Source organism: Halopenitus salinus, assembly GCF_055397165.1.
Genome location: NZ_AP043853.1, coordinates 2258209 through 2280969, shown reverse-complemented (window position 1 = coordinate 2280969; position 22761 = coordinate 2258209). Strand labels below are relative to the sequence as shown.

General features: G+C 60.4%; 20 protein-coding genes and 1 tRNA gene. 7 read left to right on the top strand and 14 right to left on the bottom strand.

Annotated elements, in window-relative coordinates; translation table 11 throughout:
- Positions 1-2: 2 nt before the first annotated feature.
- From ACZ5YD_RS13220 to ACZ5YD_RS13170, 11 genes are all read right to left on the bottom strand, one after another.
- Positions 3-671, bottom strand: coding sequence for a tyrosine-type recombinase/integrase (locus ACZ5YD_RS13220; RefSeq protein ID WP_379743849.1), 669 nt, complete (start codon positions 669-671; stop codon positions 3-5).
- 108 nt (positions 672-779) lie between these two features.
- Complete coding sequence (locus ACZ5YD_RS13215; protein ID WP_379743851.1) at positions 780-1139, bottom strand: hypothetical protein; 360 nt, start codon at positions 1137-1139, stop codon at positions 780-782.
- Between the two features lie 34 nt (positions 1140-1173).
- Positions 1174-3189 carry a hypothetical protein gene (locus tag ACZ5YD_RS13210; RefSeq protein ID WP_379743853.1) on the bottom strand — a complete coding sequence of 672 codons (2016 nt, stop codon included), beginning with the start codon at positions 3187-3189 and terminating at the stop codon, positions 1174-1176.
- A 578-nt stretch (positions 3190-3767) separates the two neighbouring features.
- Positions 3768-3842, bottom strand: a tRNA-Val gene (locus ACZ5YD_RS13205).
- 64 nt (positions 3843-3906) lie between these two features.
- Entirely contained in the window at positions 3907-4176 is a 270-nt protein-coding gene (locus ACZ5YD_RS13200; protein WP_379743855.1) for a DUF7553 family protein, read from the bottom strand.
- A 109-nt stretch (positions 4177-4285) separates the two neighbouring features.
- Complete coding sequence (locus tag ACZ5YD_RS13195) at positions 4286-4819, bottom strand: cob(I)yrinic acid a,c-diamide adenosyltransferase (RefSeq protein WP_379743857.1); 534 nt, start codon at positions 4817-4819, stop codon at positions 4286-4288.
- Entirely contained in the window at positions 4816-5055 is a 240-nt protein-coding gene (locus ACZ5YD_RS13190; RefSeq protein WP_379743859.1) for a glutaredoxin family protein, read from the bottom strand. The genes ACZ5YD_RS13195 and ACZ5YD_RS13190 overlap by 4 nt, the downstream gene beginning before the upstream one ends.
- Positions 5056-5215: 160 nt before the next feature.
- Entirely contained in the window at positions 5216-5614 is a 399-nt protein-coding gene (locus tag ACZ5YD_RS13185) for an acyl-CoA thioesterase (protein ID WP_379743861.1), read from the bottom strand.
- 111 nt (positions 5615-5725) lie between these two features.
- Positions 5726-8134 (bottom strand): DUF2309 domain-containing protein, encoded by a 2409-nt coding sequence (locus tag ACZ5YD_RS13180; protein WP_379743863.1) that lies wholly within the window; start codon positions 8132-8134, stop codon positions 5726-5728.
- On the bottom strand, positions 8124-9611 hold the full coding sequence (locus ACZ5YD_RS13175) for a proton-conducting transporter transmembrane domain-containing protein (RefSeq protein ID WP_379743865.1): 1488 nt from the start codon (positions 9609-9611) through the stop codon (positions 8124-8126). Before ACZ5YD_RS13175 ends, ACZ5YD_RS13180 begins: the two co-directional genes overlap by 11 nt.
- Positions 9612-10088: 477 nt before the next feature.
- Entirely contained in the window at positions 10089-10562 is a 474-nt protein-coding gene (locus ACZ5YD_RS13170; RefSeq protein ID WP_379743867.1) for an Lrp/AsnC family transcriptional regulator, read from the bottom strand.
- 260 nt (positions 10563-10822) lie between these two features.
- Between ACZ5YD_RS13170 and ACZ5YD_RS13165 the strand changes: the two genes are divergently transcribed.
- Together ACZ5YD_RS13165 and ACZ5YD_RS13160 are read left to right on the top strand one after the other, a co-directional pair.
- Positions 10823-10987 carry a DUF7838 family putative zinc beta-ribbon protein gene (locus tag ACZ5YD_RS13165; protein ID WP_379743869.1) on the top strand — a complete coding sequence of 55 codons (165 nt, stop codon included), beginning with the start codon at positions 10823-10825 and terminating at the stop codon, positions 10985-10987.
- A gap of 620 nt (positions 10988-11607) precedes the next feature.
- A complete protein-coding gene (locus tag ACZ5YD_RS13160) occupies positions 11608-11958 on the top strand; it encodes a DUF7344 domain-containing protein (RefSeq protein WP_379743871.1) in 351 nt (116 codons plus the stop codon).
- Positions 11959-12017: 59 nt separating this feature from the next.
- Here ACZ5YD_RS13160 and ACZ5YD_RS13155 read toward each other — a convergent pair whose 3' ends face one another.
- On the bottom strand, positions 12018-12824 hold the full coding sequence (locus ACZ5YD_RS13155) for a TrmB family transcriptional regulator (protein WP_379743873.1): 807 nt from the start codon (positions 12822-12824) through the stop codon (positions 12018-12020).
- A 292-nt stretch (positions 12825-13116) separates the two neighbouring features.
- Here ACZ5YD_RS13155 and ACZ5YD_RS13150 point away from each other — a divergent pair, with 292 nt between their 5' ends.
- From ACZ5YD_RS13150 to nadC, 4 genes are all read left to right on the top strand, one after another.
- On the top strand, positions 13117-13959 hold the full coding sequence (locus ACZ5YD_RS13150) for a TrmB family transcriptional regulator (RefSeq protein WP_379743875.1): 843 nt from the start codon (positions 13117-13119) through the stop codon (positions 13957-13959).
- 356 nt (positions 13960-14315) lie between these two features.
- Positions 14316-15449, top strand: coding sequence for a quinolinate synthase NadA (nadA, locus tag ACZ5YD_RS13145; RefSeq protein WP_379743877.1), 1134 nt, complete (start codon positions 14316-14318; stop codon positions 15447-15449).
- Positions 15450-15451: 2 nt separating this feature from the next.
- Positions 15452-17014, top strand: coding sequence for an L-aspartate oxidase (locus tag ACZ5YD_RS13140; RefSeq protein WP_379743879.1), 1563 nt, complete (start codon positions 15452-15454; stop codon positions 17012-17014).
- Positions 17004-17861 (top strand): carboxylating nicotinate-nucleotide diphosphorylase, encoded by an 858-nt coding sequence (gene nadC / locus ACZ5YD_RS13135; protein WP_379743881.1) that lies wholly within the window; start codon positions 17004-17006, stop codon positions 17859-17861. Before ACZ5YD_RS13140 ends, nadC begins: the two co-directional genes overlap by 11 nt.
- A 7-nt stretch (positions 17862-17868) precedes the next feature.
- On the opposite strand, the gene ACZ5YD_RS13130 is transcribed toward nadC, so the two are convergent.
- Together ACZ5YD_RS13130 and ACZ5YD_RS13125 are read right to left on the bottom strand one after the other, a co-directional pair.
- Entirely contained in the window at positions 17869-18771 is a 903-nt protein-coding gene (locus ACZ5YD_RS13130; RefSeq protein WP_379743883.1) for an HFX_2341 family transcriptional regulator, read from the bottom strand.
- Between the two features lie 178 nt (positions 18772-18949).
- The gene (locus ACZ5YD_RS13125; protein ID WP_379743885.1) at positions 18950-21610 is read right to left on the bottom strand and encodes a DUF1156 domain-containing protein; all 2661 of its coding nucleotides are present in this window, start codon (positions 21608-21610) and stop codon (positions 18950-18952) included.
- A gap of 446 nt (positions 21611-22056) precedes the next feature.
- Here ACZ5YD_RS13125 and ACZ5YD_RS13120 point away from each other — a divergent pair, with 446 nt between their 5' ends.
- Positions 22057-22722, top strand: coding sequence for a hypothetical protein (locus ACZ5YD_RS13120; RefSeq protein WP_379743887.1), 666 nt, complete (start codon positions 22057-22059; stop codon positions 22720-22722).
- The last annotated feature ends 39 nt before the right edge of the window (positions 22723-22761 follow it).

The following is a 22761-nucleotide window of genomic DNA, read 5'->3' as shown; positions in this document are numbered from 1 at the left end:
CGCTAGTGGATAGCGTCGAGTGCGCGTCGGGTCATTGCGCCGTCGACATTGAGATACTGCCGTGCGGTGTTGATATCTTCCCAACCGAACATTGCCCGAAGCGCGGCTAAATCCAGCCCGCGACTGGCATGATGTGACGCCGCTGTTGCCCGTAATCCGTGTAACGACGTCGCATCGCTGGAAAGTTGTGGCGCGCAATCCAGTGCCGTGTTTAGTCGTCGCTGTAAGGTCGAAAAGGAGTACGGCCAGCCGCCGTGTTCCGCCACCAAGAGTTCGATAGCAACCCGAACCCGGTACGAGAAATGAAACGGGATTGCTCGAGTCGCCGCCTCCGTTTTCGGGAGCCAATATTGGGCTGCGATATCGTCAAAGTCACGTTCGGGGTTGTGGCGTACTCGCTGTTCGACCGCTTGTCGGCAATACCCGCAGATGTCGCCGTCTCGTCCTTTGGTACAGGTATGGTGGTCAGGGATTTGGATCATCTGTCGCTCGAGGTCCACCCATGATTCGCTTAGATGAGTCGTCTCCCCTGGGCGTAAGCCGAGTCGGCCTCCGATAAGAATCGCAGCGCGGGCTTCGAGTCGACGCGTTGGGTCATCAATGCGTCCTGCGCCTTCTAGCAAGAGTTCAAATTCCCGCTCGCTAAGTGACTTTTCACGTGTGGGCGCCATACTGGGCGTGGGTGAGCGGGCAGTAACGTTGTTCTGAATAAGAGTTGTAAACGGTTATTAGATGATATCGGACAGATGGTATTCAGATAGAGCGGATATGCGAACTAGTTAATCTTCAGAATTTCGGTTATCGTCCTGGTCTTCGTCAACAGTAACACTATGATCTTCTGGCTCGTTATCTGACGCATTTATCCCGAAATCGAATCGGCCACTATCCCGAAGCTTGTGGATATTGGCCTCGGGGTCCCGGTATTTTGTCATAGGTAGGTCAGAATACTTGGTGATACCATCATCAAAAAGGGAAACATCTTTTAGACTCTTTTTAGATCTTCCAACACTAGCAACGACACTATTCGTTTTTAGACCGGTGTCTTCAGTAATCTCCCGAATCTCTTCATCGGTAACATGCGGGTTTGGCTCTCGTTCTCTGATATTTTGTGCTTTGATGAATTGATGGAGCAGCACCAAACTTCACCACAACTGGCGACCTCATTTCTAAAACCTAGTCGATTGACTTCGTGAGAGAGAACACGAGGAAGGGGATCAGAAGCGTGGCAATAACGCCCTCAAGACTTGTCAGGAATCGACCGGGCAATCCATAAAACGTTTCACTCGGACCGAATACCAGTGTCGCAAATGCTTGAAAGCTTAGCGTAATTCCGGTGAGGAAGTTGTCAGCTGTTGTCCCAGTGCCGCAGAGCATCCATGTGTATATCACGGCAAATATGCTGATCGTTCCAATCGCAATCAGAACCGGGCGACCAGGATCCTCGCCATAGCCGCAAATCCAGTCCAGTAACCGCAACTCGAGCCATTTGAACAGGGAGTCCCAGTGCCGGTCCTCACTCCACCTGTCTCGAAGAATATCGCCTCGATACTGCATTTCACGTTTGTAAAACCCGGCGCGGGCATCTTCTTGGTTGGAAGCTCCCGCACTGGCACGGGCTGATTGGTACGTCTGGTAGGCTTCCAGTTGGCCGGGATCAAAGTCAGCGTCTTCAAACTCTGGGGTAACATTCAATCGCCAGGTAGGGGCGAGTTCGGCTGTGTAGTCGTCGAACGGGAAATTATCGAAGTCGGGTGCAACAAAATGTGCCTGCTGTAGATCGTCGCCGTTGATATTGTGGAATTGAATATTTCCAACGGTGGTTTGGTAGAAAGCAAATCGGAAACAGCCGCTGTCTGGTTGGTGAAGATCGCCTTCCTCAAGAGATCCACCAATAAACCTGATTTCGGCGTTCCTGTCTACGGGACATCCTCGCCAGCTAATATCGTGTACATCGGTGTTTCTAAACCTCGCATCCCCGATTTCGTTCTGTTGATGATCGCCGTTGATTGTAACCTCAACGAGGTTCAGCGAATGAATCTCACAGCCGATGATGGCGAAATCTCTAATGACGGAATCAGTTACCCCGATTGAGTCATATTCGCCATCGCTAATGTGGAGTGACGGGAGATCGGAGGACTTGATATGGAGTTCGTCCACGTGATCAGCTGAGATGACGAGTTGATCGACATCGATATCAAAGATATCCACTTTGTCCGTTGTGACATCGCTAAACCATGCCTTCTCGCAGGTTATCTTAGAAGCCCGGAGCGTTTCCCCGAACATTGCTTGAACCCACAGTTCCTCGTCGATGGTTGCGGCATCTAGGACCAGTGTGTCTATTGTACAGTCTGAAATCCGCAGATCGCCGGCCACATCTGCATACGCTAGCCCTACGCCTTGGAGTGTCGAGCCTTCGATTTCGAGACCGTCGTCAAACGTTGACTCTTCCAGACGGAGCTTGTCCGTGAACTCAGCCTCACTGATGGTACAAGAACACTCGAACGTAGTCTCTTGCCCATCAACTACAGTCTCAAACATCGCATTATCAACAGTAAATTCCTCGTAAAATGTCGCCTCAGTCAGAATTACGGAGAGATTGGCGTTGGGGCAGCGGAAGACATCGATATGTGCTTCGTGGAACCCGGCACGGTCGATCTCGGCCTCTGCAAGGTCGATTTCGGCAGCTGTCAGTCCTTCTCCGTATATTCTGTCTAAATCCGCCATCACTGCCGAAAACGTGCCGTCAATTACGACGCGTTGGAGGCCTAATGCGTGGTCAAACACGGCGTGGGAGACATCAAAATCAGTAAACGTACTGTAGTCTAGCAGTATGGCGCTTCGTACCTGAGCATTCGTAAATGACAGTTGTTGAAATGTGTTCGCCCGCAAGTTGATCGGCCGGTCTGCTGTGTTCCGAAGTGAAAGAAAATCCAGCGGTAAATCGTCAAGAGTCGCTCCATGTAATTCATTTTCCTCTCCCCGGAGGATGTCCTCGATAAACCGTTCCCGAAACTCCCCCTCACCAATCCCTGCAGCATCTCGAGCATGGCTCGACATGTGGAATATACATCGCTCAGTGTTCTCTCCGTATTGCTCGTGGGGACAGTCCCACGTCCAGTGATCAATAATATCTACCCCGCGCTCCTTCTGCCAGTCCTGCGAGTCAAATGAATATGTACACGAGGCCATGTGTGCCGGAAATGCGATGTTACCACTGAGAACATTCGGTGTTCACATAAAACCCAATAATTGACAGTTAGAGCAATGGATGTTCGCGCCCGCGTATCGTGTTGTCCAGCCTCGGTATGTAGGCGTCTCTATTGTCAAAATCCAAGTAGATTGGTGACTGGGGCGATAGCGTGCTCCTCTGTATCTACTAATCCGGACGACAAGCGTTCCCGCACATTCATGTGGCTGATTCGCACCCAAGTATCTCGCACGACTATCAGCCTCTCCTTGAGCTGGTAGAACCCTCGACAGGCAGTAAGCACGCATCTGATCAGATAACACACGACAGACCCACCGAAATAGACTCCCTAGGAACGATTTTAGCACACCCTAAGGAACTCGTTCAAACCTCCCCTAAGCTTATTACTCTCGCCGGGTTTGTACATTACGAGTCCCAGACGGAGGCGGGGTCCGTACGCAGTCCGCACGGTTCCAACGAAATCACGGGGGATTATACGTTCCCTCGAAACCTGCAAAATGGCTCGCAGGACGTTGAAACACGAGAAAACCGGACTGTTACGGACCGTACGGACTGCGTATGGGTTGGGGCGGATTCGAACCGCCGGCCTGCTCCGTGTGAAGGAGCCGTCATAACCGGGCTAGACCACCAACCCGCACCGATCGCTACCCGACGTTCCGACTTAAGGATTACCTTGTCGCGACCGGCGGCGACGCCGGTTACTCCTCGTCGGCGTCGGTGCCGCGATAGTCCGCGAGCTTCTCGCGAGCCGAGACGACGGCCTCGCGCGCCTCGCCTTCGGCCCGCTCCTCCAGCTCGCGAAGGTCATCCCTGATCGCGTCGATCCGCGAGGGCTCCGGCTCCTCTTCCTTGCCGACGAGGTCTCGAACCCGCGCCTCGATCGGCTCCAGTTCCTCCTTGATGCCCGCAGTCGCGTGTTCCGCCGCACGTCCCAGGTAGTATCGAGCGTCCTCGAAGTGCTTGCTCATACCTGCTCGTTGGCGGCCGACGGATATAGTCCTTGTGGGGACGACAGAATGTGGTCCTCTCATGTCCCCCTCGCCGGGATCGCCGCTCAGTACGTCGGCGGATCGCCGCTCAGTACGTCGGTGACTCCTCGCGTTCGCCCTCGCGGGCGTTGACCACGCGAGCGAGGGTGAAAAGCGCGTCCGAAAGCCGGTTCAGATACGCCACGACCGTCTCGTTGATCGACTCCGCACGCGCGAGTTGGACGGCCCGACGCTCCGCCCGGCGGACGACCGCCCGGGCGTGATGGAGGGCCGCCCCCGAGTCCCCGCCGCCGGGGAGGACGAACGACCGGAGCGGCTCCAGCTCCTCGTCGAACTCGTCGATCGCGGTCTCCAGCGCGTCGACGTGGTCATCGTCGATCCGGGGATCGTCCGGATCGGGATCCGGATTCGCGAGGTCGGCCTGGACGACGTGCAGCTGGTTTTGGACGTCCGCGAGCAGGTCGTCGACGTCGTCGTGTCCGGTCGGCCGGACGGTCCCGATCAGGGCGTTCGCCTCGTCGACGGTGCCGTAGGCCTCGATCCGGGGGTCGGTCTTCGAGACCCGCTCCATCGTCCGAAGGTCGGTCTCGCCGGCGTCGCCGCGGCCCGTGTAGATGCTCATGCGAGCGTCCGCTCCACGTAGGTCTCGATGTTCGCGCTCTCTGCCATGGTCACGCCGCGCTCCTCGTCGACGAGCACGGGCACCGCACGCTGGCCGCTGACGCGTTTGACCTCGTCGCGATCGGAGTGCAGCGGGTCGACCCACTCGATCCCGTATTCCACCTCGGCCGCATCGAGCGCCTCCCGGACCGCCTCACACCACGGACAGCCCTCGAGCGCGTACAGGGTGATCGCCATGGCGGGCCTTGGCCCGCGAGCGTATCAAGGTTGGCGGCCGGATGACCGTGATCGTTGACGGCCGGATGACCGTGATCGTTGACGGCCGGATGACCGTGATCGTTGACGGCCGCACATCGCAATTGCCGGCGGTGCGATCGGGACGGCTCTCCCAATCGACCTACTCGTCGTGATACTCGCGGATCGTGGAGCGCCAGTCGTCCGGGATCGGTACGGAGGTCTCCGCCTCCGTGTCGTAAAGCACCTGCACGGATTCGGCCTCGGCCGCGACGCCGCGGTCCGTGCGGACGGTGTACTCCATCGGGATGCTGGAGGTGCCGACATCCGGAACCGTCACCTCGACCGTCGCCGACTCGTCCTCGAGGAGGATCGGATCGCGGTAGTCGATGGAGAGCGTGGCGATCACCGTCGACGTCTTCGCGATGTCCTCCTCGAGAACCCGACGAAAGTAGTCGGTTCGAGCCTGTTCGAGATACGTCGCATAGACCGCGTTGTTGACGTGCCCCATCGCGTCGATGTCGCGAAATCGGACGTCGATGCTCGTGACGAAGGCGTCCATACCGGGGTGAGACCGGGCGGGACCATGTAGCCATCGGCCGCGGATCGAGCGATCGTGTTTCGATCCGACACCCATCCGCGGTCGCCCACTTCCCATCCGCGATCGTTCAGGTCAGTCGTCCGCGACCGCAGCAGGAGCGATCGGCTCTCGTCCGTTCGTCTCGTGCCGTTCGAACGACGGCGTCCACTCCAGAGCGCCCTCGTAATGGAACGCGCGGTGATCCCGCGTCGGGTCGACGACCGTGAGGGAGAGCCAACCGTTGTCCAGTAGCTTCGCCACGGTCTCCTGGTCGGCGAGGACGTCGTTGACGCGTTCGACGGGGGCGTGGACGACCGTCGAGAGGCGAAGCGGCTGGTGGTACGGTTCGTCGGAGGCGGACATCACGGACTGCTGCGGGAGGCCGGTCATCAGGTCGCCGCCGTTGCCCTGATAGACGCCGATGTTGCCGACGGGATTGTGGGTCACCTTCGACCCGCTGCCGTACGCGGCGTTGTCGACGGTCGAGAAGTAGTACTGGGCGTTTATCCACTGGGTGACGACCACCGGCCCGGCGAATATCGCTTCCAGCGCCTCGCCGTCGGGATCGGTCGACCAGTCGTACGAGTGGAGGAACGCGCGACCGTCGAGGTCGAGATCGCTCGTGAGTTCGCGGGGGCCGACGACGAAGCCGGCGTTGCCGGCCAGCCCCCACTCGGGACGGGTCTCGGCCCAGTCGGCGGCGCGACGCTCCGTCTCGCGGACGCCAGAGGATCCGTCGCCGCCCATCGACTCGACGCGCTCTGCGGCCGCGTTCGCGCGAGCGGCGTCGAGGTCCTCACGCAACCGCTCGAGGTCGTCCGCGTGACTCTCGGGCACGTCGCGGTCGTACAGCTCGATCTCGTCGGTCGTCGTGTTGTGCTCGCCGGCGAGGAAGACGGTGTCCTCGGGGACGTCGAAACCGCGTTCCCGGAGCGCCGTCTTGACCTCGGGATCGTTGCAGATGGCCGCGAGTACGCGGGCGTTCGGTCCCCCGGGGCTGCCGGCACAGGCACCGCAGTCGAGACTCGAATCGTAGGGGTTGTTGGTCGTCTCGCTGGCGTGGCCGGTGAAGACGACGAGCCGGCCGAACTCGGTCCAGCCCATCAAATCGAACGCGGTGGCGGCGTACTCGACCTTCTCCTCGGTGGTCAGTCCCACCGGCAACTCGCCGGCGTACGTGTTCGGATGGTGGACGAGCGGGTCACAGAACTCGTGGTCGTCGGGCGCCAACCCGTCGGCGACGTCGAACAGGTCGCGAACGCGCTCGGGGACGAGCGTGCGGGCCGCGAGCGCGAGGCCGTACCCGCTCCCGGCGCTCTCGACGTAGCCATAGGCCGTGGTGGCGTTGGCCTGTAGCGTCTCGATGACTTCGTCCGCGGCCCCGCGGATACCCGACCAGCGGTCGTATCTCCCCTGCGTGTCGTCGTCGATCGGAACGTCGGTGATGTGGTGTTGTGGCTCGAGGATGGGCGGGCACGCATCGACCGACACGTCGGCGTCGTATCCGTGGTACTCCATCGGAATGCCGAAGAAGCCGGCGTATCCGTGGGTCTCGTAGTTGCCGGTCGCCTCGACGTGACGCCGGATGACCTCCGAGCGGGTGTCGATACAGAAGACCAGTTGGGCGTCCGGCCGATCCGACGTATCGCCGTCGTCCAGCGATCGGCTCTCCGCGGCGACGGTTTCGACGAGGGTGTCGCGATACGTCGCCTCCCACGCGCGCAGGAACGCCCCGGCGAGTTCGTCGGCCGGGGTCACGTCGACGGCGTCGTTCGACGGCTCGATGTCGGCGCCGACGGCATCCAGCAGTGCCAGCCGCACCGCCAGGTAGCCCTCCAACGAGATCGGGTACGTCGACTGCCAGGATCCCTCGTCGTCGACCCGCTGTTTGATGAACCCGGTCCAGCCCGGAAGGGCGGCCAGTTGCTCCTCGAAGATCGACGCCCACCGGTCCTCCGGGTGCGGCTCGAGCACCGTCCCGATGGCCTCCGTCGGCGTCGCGGGCAGGTCGGCGAGGACGCCTTCGTCGGGGATCTCTCCGTCGTATTCGGCCACCTCACGGAAGGCAACGTAGAATCCCGAATCGCGGTTCGGCATCGACCAGTGGGCGCTGCCCTCCTCGAGGAAGGCCGACAGCCACTTCGTCAACGCGCGGTCGACGTGGTCCTCGACGGTGTCCGAATCATCCCCCTCGGCGTTGGCCGCATCGGACATGCGGTCGAGAAGCACCTCGGGATCGTCGTCGTAACCGGCCTCGTGGAGCTCCGATTCGAGGGTTTCGGGGTCAATCCGGCCGCGTTTCAGCGCCTCCCGGAACGTCTCGGGGTCGGGGTAGCCACGGCCACCCCGGAGGTCGGCCGCCCGTACGACCGCCTCGTCGAACGGCCGATGTTCGAATCCCGAGAGGGGGTTCGCCGTCACGAACGAGTGGATGGGCCAGAGGGATCCGACGGTGGCTGCCGCTTCGTCGATGGCGTCGGAAATGGTGGATTCAGTGCTCATTGTAGTCCTCCGTGGAGGTCAACACCGTATCCGATGACGGTTGGCTGGCGTTCAACAGAGCCACGTAGAGACGCCGGCTGTGTTCGTGGATGCCGGTCTCGATGCCGAGGTAGATCCCGACGAAGACGGCGGCGATGACGCCGTGTATCAGGGTCAGTTCGGTGGTTGCCGTGTCGACGGCCAAAAGCCCCGAGACGCCCTCATAGACCACGCCGTAGACGGCGATGGCGGGAAAGAAGACCAACGGAACCGCAACGTAGCGGGCCGTCACGGAAAGCGTGGTGTGCTGGACCGCGCCGCGGGCCGCATGGAGCGTGGTGAAGACCACGAAGAATATCAACAGGAGCCCGCTGTCCGCGTTCGCTCCCTTCCCCGTCAATGCCGCGAACAGGACGCCGCCGCCGAGGCCGGTCAAAAGCGCCACGACGATTCCGACGACGCTCGTCACGTGCCCGACCGTGTGCTTCGTCGTCCCGCTCGGGGCGGCGTGTTCGATCTGTCCGCCCGCGCCGAGGAACTGGTAGGCCTTGTAGAAGCCGTGCAGGATGAGGTGGGTGATGGCGGCCCCGAAGAAGCCGAGTCCGGCCTGCATGATCATGAACCCCATCTGGCCGACCGTCGAACAGCCGAGCTTGCTCTTGACGTCAGTTTGGACCGACTTCAACAGCTTCCCGCCGATGGCGCTCGCCCCACCGACGGCGACGACCGCGAGCATGAGCGCGTGATCGACGGTGATGACCGGCGCGAAGCGAGTGAGCAGGATGCCTCCAGCGTTGACGAATCCCGCATGCATCAGCGCCGACGCCGGCGTCGGTGCCGTCATCGAGGAGAGCAGCCAGCCGTGAAACGGGACGAGAGCGGATTGAATCATCGCCGCGAGCACGAGCGCGACGGCGGCGACGAGCCACGCCGGACCGCCGAGCGCGCCGTCGGCCGCAGCGATCCCGGAGACGGTCGTCGCTCCGGTCGCCCACCACAGCGCGGTCAACGCGATCCCGAGGAGCGCGCTGCTGGCGAAAAAGTACTTGCGTGCGACCGTCCCGGCCGCCCGCGCCTGGTCCCAACCGCTGACGATGCCGACGAGCTTCGCCATCAGCACGCCCATCGTCAGCCACAGGAGCCCGAACAGGGCGATGTGATCGGCCGCGACCAACCCCATCACGACCACGGTGAAACCGAACACCGTGGCGAAGAAGGTCGTTTCGTGGGCGCTTCCCGCCATGTAGCGGCGCGAGTAGCTGTGAACGATGCCGCTGAAGAAGGTGACGACCACCCACATCAGCGCGGTCAGTCCGTCGACGACGACCAGGCCGGGGATCTCCCACGTGGCCCCGGTCCGGATTCGGACGCCGAGCGTGGCGATGCTCGCGAGCAAGAGGGACCACGCGAGCCACGTGAGTGCGACGGACGCGAACGGCGACTTCGCCGTCGCGTCCGGAAGTGCTCCGACCGTCGTGGTTGAGTCGTGTCCTGACATCGTTCGGCACGTCCGTGATCCGTCACGACAACCGAGGAAAACTCGGGAGTCGTTTTCCGTCTTCATCACCACTACGAACATACTGGTTATTAAATCCACCTATATTACCAAAACGTTCTTTAGAAAGTGTATTATAGAACGTTATGTTTAGAAAAGGGATGACGTGACCAGAGAGGAAGGAGAAGCGGTCGCCATCGGTCGTACACGGCCGGTTCGACGCGATCGCATGGCGGATCGAGACCACGTGGAGGACGCCGCGAACGACGACGATCGCGGGTTTCGAGATCGGACGAGGTCACGGAAGCGAGCAGGACCACGAAATCGAACTGGGCCCCGGGATCGAACTGGAACCACGGGAACGGCGCTTCCGGTAGACGGGTCGTTTCGCCCCTCTCGAGGCAGCTCGGACGACTGATCCGGTCGATCCGATACGTACCGTTCGGTGTGTGACCGGGCGGGTCCCGGATACGTCGCCGGCTACTCGTCGTTTTCGGGGTCGAACTTGCCGAAGGGGGTCGTCTCGTGGCTCCGAACCAGCACCTCGTCGGCGACCGTCAGTCCCATGTCGAGGAGTTCCTGCGCGACGGGCGTGATGTCGCTATCCGACTCGCCGATGACCGTCACGAGGAGGTTCTGTTCGCCGGTGACCAGTTCTTGAACCGATACGACGCCGTCGATCGCCAGGATTTCGGGGATGAGGTCGCCCCGTTCGGATATCGAGGCGGTACAGTAGAGCAACATCCGAAGCGGGTAGCCCGCCGTCTGATAATCGACGCTGGCGCTGTATCCCTTGATCACGCCCTCGGACTCGAGGCGCTGGATGCGCTTGCGGACAGTGCTGTCCGAGGTGTCGGTTCGCTCCGCGATGTCCCCGGACGACATGTTTCGAGCGTCCTCTTGTAATGCGTACAGAATCGCTCCGTCCACGTCGTCGATCTCCTCGTCAGCCATGCAGGTGTCAACAAAGGTACCGGACCTTTATAGATTCGCAAGGCAGGGACCGACGGCTCGCCCGTTTGCGGTCGCGAACGATGAACCGGCCTCAATCGCTGGACCAGCACATTGTATATTGCGTTATCTGATTTATAGACTGCCCATCGACGTGAGGAGACGCCGCTTTCCCTCGATCGACGACGGTCGGGTCGGGCTTGGGAGACAGACGTCCCCGCCGAAACAACATCTTCAACATGATTCCCCGTAAATCCGCGATCATGGCGCTGGAGAAATCCGTCGACTGCCCGCGTTGTGAGGAGGCGCAGACGTTCTACAGAACCGCGGCGATGACGCTACACCTCGGCGAGAAGCGGAAGTGGCGGTGTCCCGAGTGTTCGTTCGGGTTCATCGAGGTGAACGGGATCGACACGCTTCCGGCCTGAGTCGAACACGACGATCGGCGATCGCGCGCGACTGTTCTTTTCGCGGATGACTCGAACGGGGCTTTGGCGGATGATGCGAACGAGGTGTATCCTGTTCGCGACGACTCGAACGAAGAACCACGGTTCGAACGGATGACGCTCGTGCGTTTCTCGTGGGAATCCGATCGTGGCCAATCCACACCGCGGCACCGATCGAATCACGGTCACGGGGGAGCCGGAGAGTGATACCCACGCGGCAGAGCCGGAGCGTGGTCTCACGACGGCGTCGAAGGATTCGCTATCGCTCTCGAAGGCGAGCGGAGAGTCCCCGAGATCGGCGTGAAACCCCCGGGATCGACGGCCGTATTTACACGGATCCGGCAAAGCGGCGCGAATACGGCGAGCGTGTGCGTCCGGATAAATCACATAGAGCGATATCAAATGTGGAATTCCGTATCCAGACCGACTGTATCAATGCAGATGGCTTTGAGAACCTCTCCTCCTTGCTTCGTACAGTCACGCCTCGGCCGTCCGTACCGTTGAGGATCCGGGTTAACGATACGGGTTTCCGAGAGATCCGTGAAGTGGCTATTCCATGTTCGCGCGAACCGATGTCCCGACTGGACATGGTGGGACTACAAATGAGCAACTCAGAACAACGAATCTCGACCGAGACGGCACTACGGCTGCTGATCAAACAGCAGCGACGACAGATCCTCCGCCGGGTGGGTGACGCTCCAGGCGCGACGACCGTCGACCAGCTCATACGACATCCGGAAGGGACGGATTCACAGCAACCAGAAGAAAGCGGCTCCGTAGAACGTCGGGATCTCGAACTTCACCACGTTCACCTGCCGATATTACAGGACGCGAACGTGATCGAGTACGACGCCAACCAGGGAACCGTGCGTCGAAGCCGGGAGTTCCAAGACGTCCTCTCCCTGCTTGAGGCCATCGACGATCACCGAGAGGACGCATCGCCTTCCCCCTGATCGCGGACTCGCTCGATTCGATCCGGATCTCGATCGGTTCGTGTTGAGTATGCGGGTGATTACTCGTCGTGCGAGTCGTGGTCGTCGTCGAGTTGCCAGGTGAACAACGCTTTCAGGACGACCACCAGGCTGTTCGTCCGGCCCGCACCCCAGATCGCAGTCTCATCGCGTGGTTCCGGCGGATGCTCACCGTTACCGTCGACGAGGACGCTCACGAGCGTCCTCTCTCGATCGACCATCAAAAGTCGGCCGGCGGGCGTGTCCGACCAGTCCCAAAGCGACTCGAAGGGTCGTGCGCCGGGGACGGTTCGTTCGAGGCGGTCCTCAGTACCGTCCGACATCTCCGCGAGGCGGATCGACACGCCATCGTCGCTTGCACGAGCTAAACTTTCGACGATCTCCTCCGTGAGGAGCTCCTCGGCGGTCATATAGACGACTTCGTCGTCAGCCGCCGAAATGAGATCAACCACGCGCTCGGCCACGGTTTCGCGGCCGGTCACCGTCCAGACGCCCCGTTGTTGACTGGACCGGTTCGTGGTTTCGAGCCCATCGAGGGCGTCCGTGAGGGCCGTCACGCGGCGGTCGTATTCCTGTTCAAAGTGCCGGCCAGCCGTCTCCGTCGAAATCGCCCAGAATCGTTTGGGGTTCGATCGCTTCACGTCGACGAGGCCGCGGTCACGAAGTTCGTCAGCTGCGTCGTAGACGCGTGTCCGGGGGACATCGGCGAGTTCACTCACATCTCGGGCGGTTCCTTGGCCGAGACTGACGAGTGCAACGAACGTCCGGGCGGCGTAGGCACTGAGCCCGAGGGCCTTCAGTTGCTTGATAGCTGTGGACCGTGCGTGGTCTGATGGGTCGCCGGACATTAGATCCTCACCAATCCCGTGAAAATCACCAGGTGTGGTGATTTCTGGCGTGTAGCGACAGAGAGGTTGGGACCAGATCTGCGACTACACGCCGACCTACTGTCCGTGCTACCCCCACATAGATGTATTGTGATTAAGTGAGTAAATGGGTGTATTGTACCGTTTTCGCTGGTCTCGAAAAGCTCGATTAGGCCGCTATCGTGTGATCATTCGAATTACACGGGAGAATCTCGGTACGACGTACTAAACACCCAGGGAACGAACGGGACGATTGCAGCCGAGGTTGGGACCAATGGATGATGTTACAAACCAAGAACAAGCGATCGAATTGCTCCAGGAACTCGGGCTCAAAGAGTACGAGGCCAAGTCGTTCGTGGCGCTCACACGCAGACACCGCGGGACGGCCAGGGACATCAGCGAGACATCCGAGGTGCCCCGAACGCGGGTCTATGACGCGATTCGCGTGTTGGAATCGAAAGGACTGGTGGAGACTCAACATTCAAACCCACAGGTGTTTCGAGCGGTCTCCATCGACGAGGCCGTCAATACCCTCCAGTCGGAGTACGTCGAGCGCACCGAGTCCCTTCGAAGCACCCTGAGCGATCTCGAGCCGACCGATGATGGAGAGTCGACGGAGGCCACCCACGAGGTGTGGGCCATCTCGGGCGACCAGGGCATTACCAGTCGGACACGACAGTTGATCGAGGGTGCGACGGAGGAGTTGATCCTCGTGATCGGCCACGGAAGTATTTTGACCGACCGATTGGTCGAACAGTTGCGGTCGGCCCAGGAACGGGGCGTGAACGTCATTATCGGGACGGTTGACGAGGATCTCCGGACCGCGGTTCGAGACGTCCTTCCGGATGTCGAAGTGTTCGTCTCGGGGTTGGACTGGTTGAGCCGGTCACCGCTTCCAGGTGACGATACCGAGATCAGCCGGCTGTTGCTGGCCGACCGCGAGGCGATCCTGGTAAGCTCGTTCACCGAAACTGGGGGAGACGGCCGTGAACACGAGCAGGGGGTCTTCGGCCGCGGATTCAACAACGGGCTGGTCGCGATCGTTCGACGGCTGATGGCCACGGGGCTGCTGTCCGGGAACGACCCCGAGGTCGAGAAGCCAGAGTCCGGCTCGTGACCGTCGGAGCGGGCGGAATTTGCAGTGTGACGAGATCGGCCGTTTGAGGGGGGATCTGAGGAGGTTTTCGCTGATCGAACCGGTCAAATTCGCGCATTAGGGGCCGCTAGACTCGTTGTAGTCTCAATTTCCGTTTGTAGTCTCGACTTCCGCTCGTAGTCTCAACTTCCGCTGGCTTCACCGATCGACACGTCGCACGAGCGAAACGACGACCAGACGCGGCCGAATCGGGCGAAACGAGCGAAGTCGATCCAACATGCCGGATCGACGACCACGATCGGAAGATGAGTGTTATTGAAGAGAAAATATTATCAATATGGCGTATACAGGAGTGGATAGGATATAGAGTCCAGACGATGCCAGAGTTACAATCCGTCGGGATAGACACCGACCTCAGCCTCTTCAAATACGATAATCTAGAACAGTTACCCGTTCAATATCGAGAGTTGGACGAGGAAGATCGAACGGAACGGATCGAGAGCGCACGCGAACGACTCGGCGACGACGTCGTCGTCCTCGGTCACAACTACCAGCGACGGGAGATCGTCGAACACGCCGACTTCGTGGGCGACTCCTACGAGTTGAGCAAACGCGCCGCGGCGGCCGACGCCGAGTACGTAGTCTTCTGTGGGGTCACGTTCATGGCCGAGTCGGCGGACGTCATCACCGACGACGACCAGACCGTGATCCTCCCGAGCATGGAGGCGTCGTGTCCCATGGCCGGGATGGCCGAGGCGCTGCAGGTCGATACGGCCTGGGAGGAGCTGACCGCCGCCGCGCCGGACTCGGAGATCGTTCCGGTCACCTACATGAACAGCTACGCCGACCTGAAGGCGTTCTGTGCCGACCAGGGCGGACTCGTTTGCACCTCCTCGAACGCCCACGAGGCCTTCGAGTACGCGCTGGATCGCGGCGACACCGTGCTCTTCCTGCCGGACAAACACCTCGGAGAGAACACCGCCCATCGTCTGGGGATGGCCGACGCGATCGCCGAATGGGACCCCTGGGATCCGGACTCGAAGGACGCCGCCGCGGTGGCGAAGGCGGACGTCATCCTGTGGGACGGGTACTGCCAGGTCCACGAGCGCTTCACCGCCGACCACGTGGCGAGCGTTCGCGAGCGGTTCGACGACGCGAACGTCATCGTCCACCCCGAGTGTCGCCGGGAGGTCGTCGAGGCCGCGGACGTGGTCGGATCGACGGCGACGATCCGGGAGACGGTGGCGGACGCCGACCCGGGCGACACCTGGGCGATCGGCACGGAGATCCACCTCGCCGAGCACCTCGGACGGTGGCACCCGGAAGTGAACGTGGTGCCGCTTTGCGGGGACGCCTGCATGGACTGCAACGCGATGCGACAGGTCGATCCGAACTACCTGACCTGGGTGCTGGAGGAGCTCGTCGCGGGCGAGGCGCGAAACGTGATCGAGGTACCCGAACGCGAGGCCGAACTCGCCGGGCTCGCGATCGAACGGATGCTGGAGCTTTGAACATGGACGACCGAACCACCGACCTGCTCGTGATCGGCAGCGGAATCGCGGGCTGTGCGGCCGCGCTCGCGGGGGCTCGAGCGGGCGCCGAGGTGACCCTCGCGACGAAGGCCAGCCGACCCGGAGATTCGACGAGCTACTGGGCACAGGGCGGGATCGCCGTGACCCGCGGCGATCCCGAGGCGCTCGAGCGCGACATCCTGGCGGCCGGCGACGGCGAAAGCGATCCCGAGGCGGTCGAAGTGCTCGCAAACGAGGCGGACGGGGCTGTCCGGGACGTCCTCGTCGACACCCTCGACGTCGAGTTCGATTCGGACTACGGACGGGAGGCCGCCCACGAGGAGGCGCGCATCCGACACGTCGACGCCTCGACGGGAAAACACGTCCTCGTGCCGTTCCTCGAACACCTCGCGTCCCGCGAGGAGGTCACGCTGCTCGAGGACGCCGCGGCCCTGGAGCTTTGTACCCACGAGGGGCGCGTCCACGGAGCGATCCTCGAACGAGGGGACGAGCGGGCGCCCTGCTTTGCGGGCGCGACGATCCTCGCGACCGGCGGGATCGGCGCCTGCTACCGACGCTCGACGAACCCGCGGACGGCGACCGGAGACGGGATCGCGATGGCCGCCCTCGCCGGTGCGGACGTCGCGGACATGGAGTACGTGCAGTTCCACCCGACCGCCTTCGCCGGTGGAGCCGGCGATCGGGACGCCAACGGTGGAGCCGGCAACGATACCGACCGCGACGACGGCGGGACCTTCCTCCTCAGCGAGGCCGTCCGCGGCGAGGGTGCGGTGTTGCGGAACGCGGACGGCGACCGGTTCATGCCCGACTACCACCCGGACGCCGAACTCGCACCGCGCGACGTGTTGGCGCGTGCGGTCGCCGCCGAGCGCGATCGAACCGGCGAGGTGGTCCTCGACGTGGAGCCGATCGACTTTACGGGTAGCTTTCCCGACCTCGCGGACGCCTGCGCGCAGCGAGGCGTCGAGATCGAATCGGGAATCCCGGTCGCGCCCGCCGAGCACTTCCTGTGTGGCGGGATCGACGTCGACACGGTGGGGCGGGCGTCGCTGGATCGCCTCTTCGCGGTCGGCGAGTGCGCGCGGACGGGCGTCCACGGCGCCAACCGGCTCGCGTCGACGAGCCTGCTCGAGGGGTTGGTGTGGGGGCTACGCGCGGGCGAGGCGGCCGCAGGCTTCGAGCCCGAGCCGATCGAGGCGCCCGAGCTCCTCGATCGCGATCCGGACCTGCCCGAGCGGTTCGCCGCCGAGAAGTTCACCAGGCTGCGGCGGGTCATGGACGAGCATCTCGGGATCGTCCGGGACCCGGGCGGAATCTCGCGCGCACAGGCGGTCCTCCGCCGGCTGAAGGGCGAGGTCGACGCCTACACCCGGACGCGAACGAGCCGGGAACTCTACGAACTCCGCGGGGCGTGCGTGACGGCGCTGCTCGTCGCCAGAGCGGCGGCGGAAAACGACGAGTCCCGGGGGTGTCACCACCTCGAGACGGAAGCGGAGGGGGAGAACGGCACCGAGAAAGAGGAGGCGCCCCTCGATGCGGATTGAACGGTCGACGGTCGAGGCGTGGCTCCGCGAGGACGTCGGGCATCACGACGTGACCAACGACGTGCCGGGCGAGACGACCGGGCGGCTCGTCGCGAAGGAGCCGGGCGTCGCCGCCGGGATCGATGCGGTCGCGGCCGTCTTCGAATATCTCGACGTCGAGGTGACGGACGCCGTCGCGGACGGAACGACGGTCGAACCGGGTGATGCCGTGCTCTCGGTCATCGGGCCGGCTGCGGACGTCCTGCGCGGCGAGCGCGTTGCGGCCAACGTCGCCGGCCACGCGTCCGGGATCGCGACGCGGACGAGGCGGGCCGTCGACGCGGCCCGGACCGTCTCGGAGTCGGTTCGGATCGCCGGGACGAGAAAGACGACGCCGGGACTGCGCGGACTGGAGAAACGGGCGATCGTCGCGGGCGGCGGCGACACCCACCGGCTCGACCTCTCGCACATGGTCATGGTGAAGGACAACCACGTCGCCGAGATGGGGCTCGAGACGGCGATCGAGCGCTTCCGGGAGCGGGCCTCCTTCGCGACGCGGATCGAGGTGGAGGCGGAGGATCCGACCACGGCCGAGCGGGCGGCCGCGGCCGGCGCGGACGTCGTCCTCCTGGACAACATGGAACCCGAGGAGGTCGAAGACGCCGTGGATCGCATCGAAAGCGCCGGAGAAACCGCGGCGATCGGGGACGAGGTGATCACGGAGGCGAGCGGCGGGATCGCCCCGGACGACGTCCGCGAGTACGCGGCCACCGGCGTCGACGTGATCTCGATGGGATCGCTGACCCACAGCGCGCCGGCGCTCGATCTGTCCTTCCGGACGGGCGGGTCCGGTGATTCGGACGGCTAGAGCCCGACTAAAGACCGGACTCGTCGGCGTGCGATCGGACCCACAGCTCGCCGATGCGCGAGAGGCGCGTCCGGTAGGACTTGCCGTGTTCCTCGCGTTCGATGTAGCCCTTGCCGCCGGGACCGAGCTGGTCGACGTTGTAGATGACCTTCGAGCGGAACGAGTCGGTGTACTCCTCGCCGAGCTCGCGCGCGAGCGTCTGGGCCAGCTCGGAGACGGACTCGAAGACGCCGTGTTCGCCGAGGGTGAAGAGGATGAGCTCCTCGAAGGGTTTGACGTTCGAGAAGGAGGCGACCGGCAGCTCGATGATGTGGTCGTCGCCGAACTGTTTCGCGCCGATCGTCGTCCCGCGCTCGTCGAACTCGGCGAGGAGGTCGCGGGCCTCGGCGAGGTGTTCGGCGAGCCGGTCGTCGCTCCCGTCGACCTCGCCGTCGCGCAGGTCCTCGAGGAGGTCACACTGCGTCCGGAGCGCCTCCGCCAGCTCCGTCTCGAGGTACTTCTCGGGGACGGTGTAGTAGGTGTGGATGCGGTCGCGATCGCCCTCGCGTTCGACCATGATCGAGTGGGCCGCGGTGGCGAAGGCGAACGAGACGGTCCGCGGCATCGCCGAGACGTTGACCCACACCTCGCTGCCGGCGTCGAGCTCGTCGTTGATCAGCCCGTAGGCCTGCTCGAAGGCGGCGTCGTAGTCGTAGACGTCCTCGACGACGAACCGCTCGGTCTCGGCGCCGAGCAGGTTCCGGAAGTCCTTCTCGAGCTTCTCGGCGAGCCGCCGGGAGTACTCGACGTTGGCCTCGCTGCCGACCGCGCCCTCGAGCAGCACCACCTGGTCGACGTCGAGCTGGTCCCGCACGAGCGGGGCGATGAGCCGGTCGTAGTCGAAGCCGACCGGGACGATGTGGGTCTGCATACGCTATACTACGTCGGGGCGTTTATATATCCCCTCAAGTAGCATACCGTTCAATTGTACATCGTTCGTGTGCGTGCCTGCTCCCGTCACGGGCTTCGTAAGAATCGGCAGGTGTTACGGTGTTAACTCTACGTGTTCGAACTCGGCAGGAAGGAGCTCTTAGAAGGAGAAGGTCGACTCAGAAATCGCCGATCGTCCGATCGCCACCGAGGATACGTCGATAGACGTCGTCACCGCTTGCATCGGCTAGCTCACCACAGAGTTCCCGCAGGTCGTCAGGTACCGTCCACTTTTCGAGGTAGTTCTGAATCGACTTGCCTTGCTCGTAGCGATGACGAAGGAATTGGGCTTTGTCAAGCGGGGTCAATCCATTGTCGCCCTCGCCGTTCACCCGTTCTTGGATGTACGCCTGCCGCTTTTCGTCGTCCCACGTTCCGAGGATGAACTCTCCGGCAGCCATCCGGTAGAGAAGCGTCTGTTTCATCTTATCGGGGTTTGCACTCGTTCCTCGCGTCAGCATATTCAGGTCGTTGTACGTGGGGTCATCTATCTCAAGCAGGTCAAGGAATACATCAACCTCGCCAATATCACTCCCCTGTTGGATGATACCATAGATTTCGTCCACAACCTCTTTGGCGCTCATCACTTCCCCGCCACGCTGTACTTCCCCGTGATGTTTCGAGTATTCGTGGAAGGCCCGTCCCATCTCGATAACCCCAATGTTGCCCTCGGAGAGTTCGCGATTTTCGGTGAGGCGCTGATGAGTTTGCTTGGCCGTCCGAACGATATTCCGGCGGAGCGAGTTCCACGAAATTGGCTGTCTGTCGCCCGCAGGGCGGGCAACAATGATAATGTCGAACTCAATTGATTCTCCCCCGATGAACTTGTTCATATCCGCAGAGATGGGATAGGTTGCAGTTACCTCGAAACCAACTTCGCAAAGCGATTCAAGTAATTCACCCCACGATTCGGAATTGCTGTGGTGGTAAGTAAACGTGAGAACGCCGTCCTCTTTGAGTGCTTTGTGAATTGCAGAGAACGCTTCGTGAAGTTCCGACTCGAACTCTTCCGACCCCTTCCCGAGATACGGATTGGCAACTATACTCTCGGCTCGTGGCGTTTTTTCTTGGTCGAACCCTTCGTATTCGTCTTCAAGCAAGATTTTCTGCCAAACATAGAAGAAGTCAGAAACTTCTGAATAGATGATATTATCGTAGTAGGGTGGGTCAGTAATGACGGCATCATATTCATCTTCAGCCTCAATCAATCGCATATCTCCCTGATGAACGCTTGCGTCCTCTCCAATCGGCTTGTTGAATGGCGGGCTTTCTTTTGTGTCTCCGCCTTCTACGTACCTTTCTGTTGGTGAATTAGCGTACTCTACTCCCTTCTTCACCATTTCCCACATTGAGGTGAAAGTTCCTGTACCGTATTCCGTTCCCCAAACGTTGTTTTCGATTGGTTCTGTAGGCGGGGTAAACGAATTATTCTTAAATATATTCGTGTTTTTATTATAATTTGGATTGTATATATTCATCAACGTGTTGTAATTCAACGCTTCAGAAAATGTTAGGAGAAGAAATTCTCGGGTATTAGAATCCTGAATCGTGCTTATAGATCTCAGTATACTTCCGAGGCAGAGCAATTGTCTCTCATTGTACATATCCGACCAATGTGTGTAGTTGTGTTGGAAAACATCGTTTCCGGAAACTTCGGATGCCGCTGTTATCGCCCCTTCAGGTATCTCCTCTTCGGGAATGTACTCTCGTAGGTCTTCACGCCTTTCCCACTCCGATTGTGCCTGTTGAACCCGGTCAAAGTCGGCCTGTTCGGCCTCTTTGTATCCCTTGTATGTACCTCTTGACTCACCCGCTTCATCGCAGACCTGGCAGTAATATTCTATCCCATACAATCGGAGATTGTAGCCCTCTTGTTCCTCAATCGCATCTACAATATTGTACTTCTGCCCACATTCAGGACAGGCGTATTTTCCACCCCGACTCGTGTTACCCTCACTTGGAATCCATTCAAATCCGCAGTTTTCGCAGGTTGAATCACTTCGGTAATCCTCAACGTGTACGACCTTATCGCAATCCGGACACACACAAACGTCTTCATCATCGTGTTCATATCGCCCTGCCGCTAACCGGAAGTCGTTGAAGAGAGGAACGTCGTGGCCACAAGAGACGCAATCAACTTCCTTTACCCAAAAGTTGTACATTACGTCGGCATCGTGGTCGCCATGCGGACACGGGGTCTTGTAGTAGTCAAGAATCTCGTCGGCTACGTCTTCTTTGACTTGCTCGAATGCTTCTTCAAGTTCCTCAACGTCGCTCTGCCCCGCGTCAAGTTGCTTCTTCGTGACGAACCACGCGACCGGATTTAGGTCGTATCCATCCGCTTCAATACCGAAACGTGAGGCTTCGACAAGAGACGTGCCACCGCCCATAAATGGGTCGAGAATCTTCTTGTCTCCAATCCTCACATCTTTTGGATAGAGTTCCCACAGACTCTCCGGGTCGGCCATATCGACGCTTTCAATTAGATTCTCAACCTCGCTGTGGCCCCCACCGAAAGCCCCGAGTGTTCCGTTCTCGCCCGGCTCGTGAACTTCGACCTTATCAGAGTCATCCAAGAGGGAATACAGAGAGATAGACCGAAAGACACAGCCGAGACGCCGTGCCCACCACTTGTGCATCGTGTAGATAGGCCGGTAGTACTGCTTTGCGCGCCCTTCTTTCTGTGCGATTTCATTCACTCGCTCAATCGGGAACCCCCGTTCAATCGGGAGTTCCTTCCGTTGACTTCGCTCAGAAGAGCGACCCGTTTCCTTAGACATAGTGGATATGTCCATCCAACCTGTCCGAGTGTCATAAATCCCGCCGACTACTCCGGCCCGCGACCGCGTCTTTGAGTGTAAGGCATCTCCTGATGAAGCGAGGGTTCACCTATAATCCAACAGGATCTGCATACGGATGCCGCTCTCCGAAAACCGGACGACATTAGCCTGTCAGAAGAGTACGCTCCGCGACCTTCGTAGTCTGAAGCGTGGCGGAATCAGTTACGCCGAACTCCAGCAACAGATGATATACAAACCGACACTAATCGCAACCCGTGCCCAATAGTTAAGAGCTCTCAGCGGATATTTGCGATCGAGATGGCTAAGAAACGTGACGTCCCCACGGCTGAGAAGGTTGCCACAGTGGTTGACGGTGACGTAGTGACCGCTCAGCGTGCGCTCCGTGCTGTCAAATTCAACGACGACGCGGACGAATAGCGGTTTCTGTGTCCTCTGATTCTTCATCTGAGTGCGAATTCCAAATACAGGAGATCGCCGGACTAGCCGTAAGGCCGGATAGAGGGATCAGCGATGGCAACAGAACGCGTCTGAGCGTAGCCAAGCGTACCCTTGATCAGAATTACTTTGAGATAGATGAGTATGTTGACGGGGATCTCGAGACGAATCCAATATTCATCTGCCACAATGATGAGCGGGAAGAGGAAGGGTTTGAAGCACTCCGACTCCTCCACAATTACCTCGCATCGCTCTATTCGTTCAATGAGACGATTCGGGTACTCTTCAATCAGCATTCCCCCGATGGAATATCTCTAGCAAGCCGTGACTTCACCCCGACTTCAGGGGGGACAGACCGACTTCTCTATAGCAGAAAATTGGCCTTCCTTCGCGGGTTGAGAACTGATTTCCAACACGGTGGGTTCTCTTGTTTTGCCTTCAATAAAGCGGGAGATCTTGGGGATTTCGCCGGCTATCACATCGTGTTTGAAAGAGAGGCGTTTATGAATGACAGCGGCCTGAGCGACCCAAATCGCTTCCTACGACACACCAACACAAGCGAACAGCAGTATCCCCTGTGTTTCCTTGGACTATTCCATAAGAATACTCTTCAGACCTTTTATGAAGATACTGACGAGTGGTTCTGTTCGTACTAAACAGAATTTCGTCCGATGTTCTCTCTCCGCGTGAAGACG

Coding starts and splice junctions, on each gene's coding strand:
- ACZ5YD_RS13220 (WP_379743849.1), bottom strand. CDS start 671: ATGGCGCCCACACGTGAAAAGTCACTTAGCGAGCGGGAATTTGAACTC.
- ACZ5YD_RS13210 (WP_379743853.1), bottom strand. CDS start 3,189: ATGGCCTCGTGTACATATTCATTTGACTCGCAGGACTGGCAGAAGGAG.
- ACZ5YD_RS13200 (WP_379743855.1), bottom strand. CDS start 4,176: ATGAGCAAGCACTTCGAGGACGCTCGATACTACCTGGGACGTGCGGCG.
- ACZ5YD_RS13195 (WP_379743857.1), bottom strand. CDS start 4,819: ATGAGCATCTACACGGGCCGCGGCGACGCCGGCGAGACCGACCTTCGG.
- ACZ5YD_RS13190 (WP_379743859.1), bottom strand. CDS start 5,055: ATGGCGATCACCCTGTACGCGCTCGAGGGCTGTCCGTGGTGTGAGGCG.
- ACZ5YD_RS13185 (WP_379743861.1), bottom strand. CDS start 5,614: ATGGACGCCTTCGTCACGAGCATCGACGTCCGATTTCGCGACATCGAC.
- ACZ5YD_RS13180 (WP_379743863.1), bottom strand. CDS start 8,134: ATGAGCACTGAATCCACCATTTCCGACGCCATCGACGAAGCGGCAGCC.
- ACZ5YD_RS13175 (WP_379743865.1), bottom strand. CDS start 9,611: ATGTCAGGACACGACTCAACCACGACGGTCGGAGCACTTCCGGACGCG.
- ACZ5YD_RS13170 (WP_379743867.1), bottom strand. CDS start 10,562: ATGGCTGACGAGGAGATCGACGACGTGGACGGAGCGATTCTGTACGCA.
- ACZ5YD_RS13165 (WP_379743869.1), top strand. CDS start 10,823: ATGGCGCTGGAGAAATCCGTCGACTGCCCGCGTTGTGAGGAGGCGCAG.
- ACZ5YD_RS13160 (WP_379743871.1), top strand. CDS start 11,608: ATGAGCAACTCAGAACAACGAATCTCGACCGAGACGGCACTACGGCTG.
- ACZ5YD_RS13155 (WP_379743873.1), bottom strand. CDS start 12,824: ATGTCCGGCGACCCATCAGACCACGCACGGTCCACAGCTATCAAGCAA.
- ACZ5YD_RS13150 (WP_379743875.1), top strand. CDS start 13,117: ATGGATGATGTTACAAACCAAGAACAAGCGATCGAATTGCTCCAGGAA.
- nadA (WP_379743877.1), top strand. CDS start 14,316: ATGCCAGAGTTACAATCCGTCGGGATAGACACCGACCTCAGCCTCTTC.
- ACZ5YD_RS13140 (WP_379743879.1), top strand. CDS start 15,452: ATGGACGACCGAACCACCGACCTGCTCGTGATCGGCAGCGGAATCGCG.
- nadC (WP_379743881.1), top strand. CDS start 17,004: ATGCGGATTGAACGGTCGACGGTCGAGGCGTGGCTCCGCGAGGACGTC.
- ACZ5YD_RS13130 (WP_379743883.1), bottom strand. CDS start 18,771: ATGCAGACCCACATCGTCCCGGTCGGCTTCGACTACGACCGGCTCATC.
- ACZ5YD_RS13125 (WP_379743885.1), bottom strand. CDS start 21,610: ATGTCTAAGGAAACGGGTCGCTCTTCTGAGCGAAGTCAACGGAAGGAA.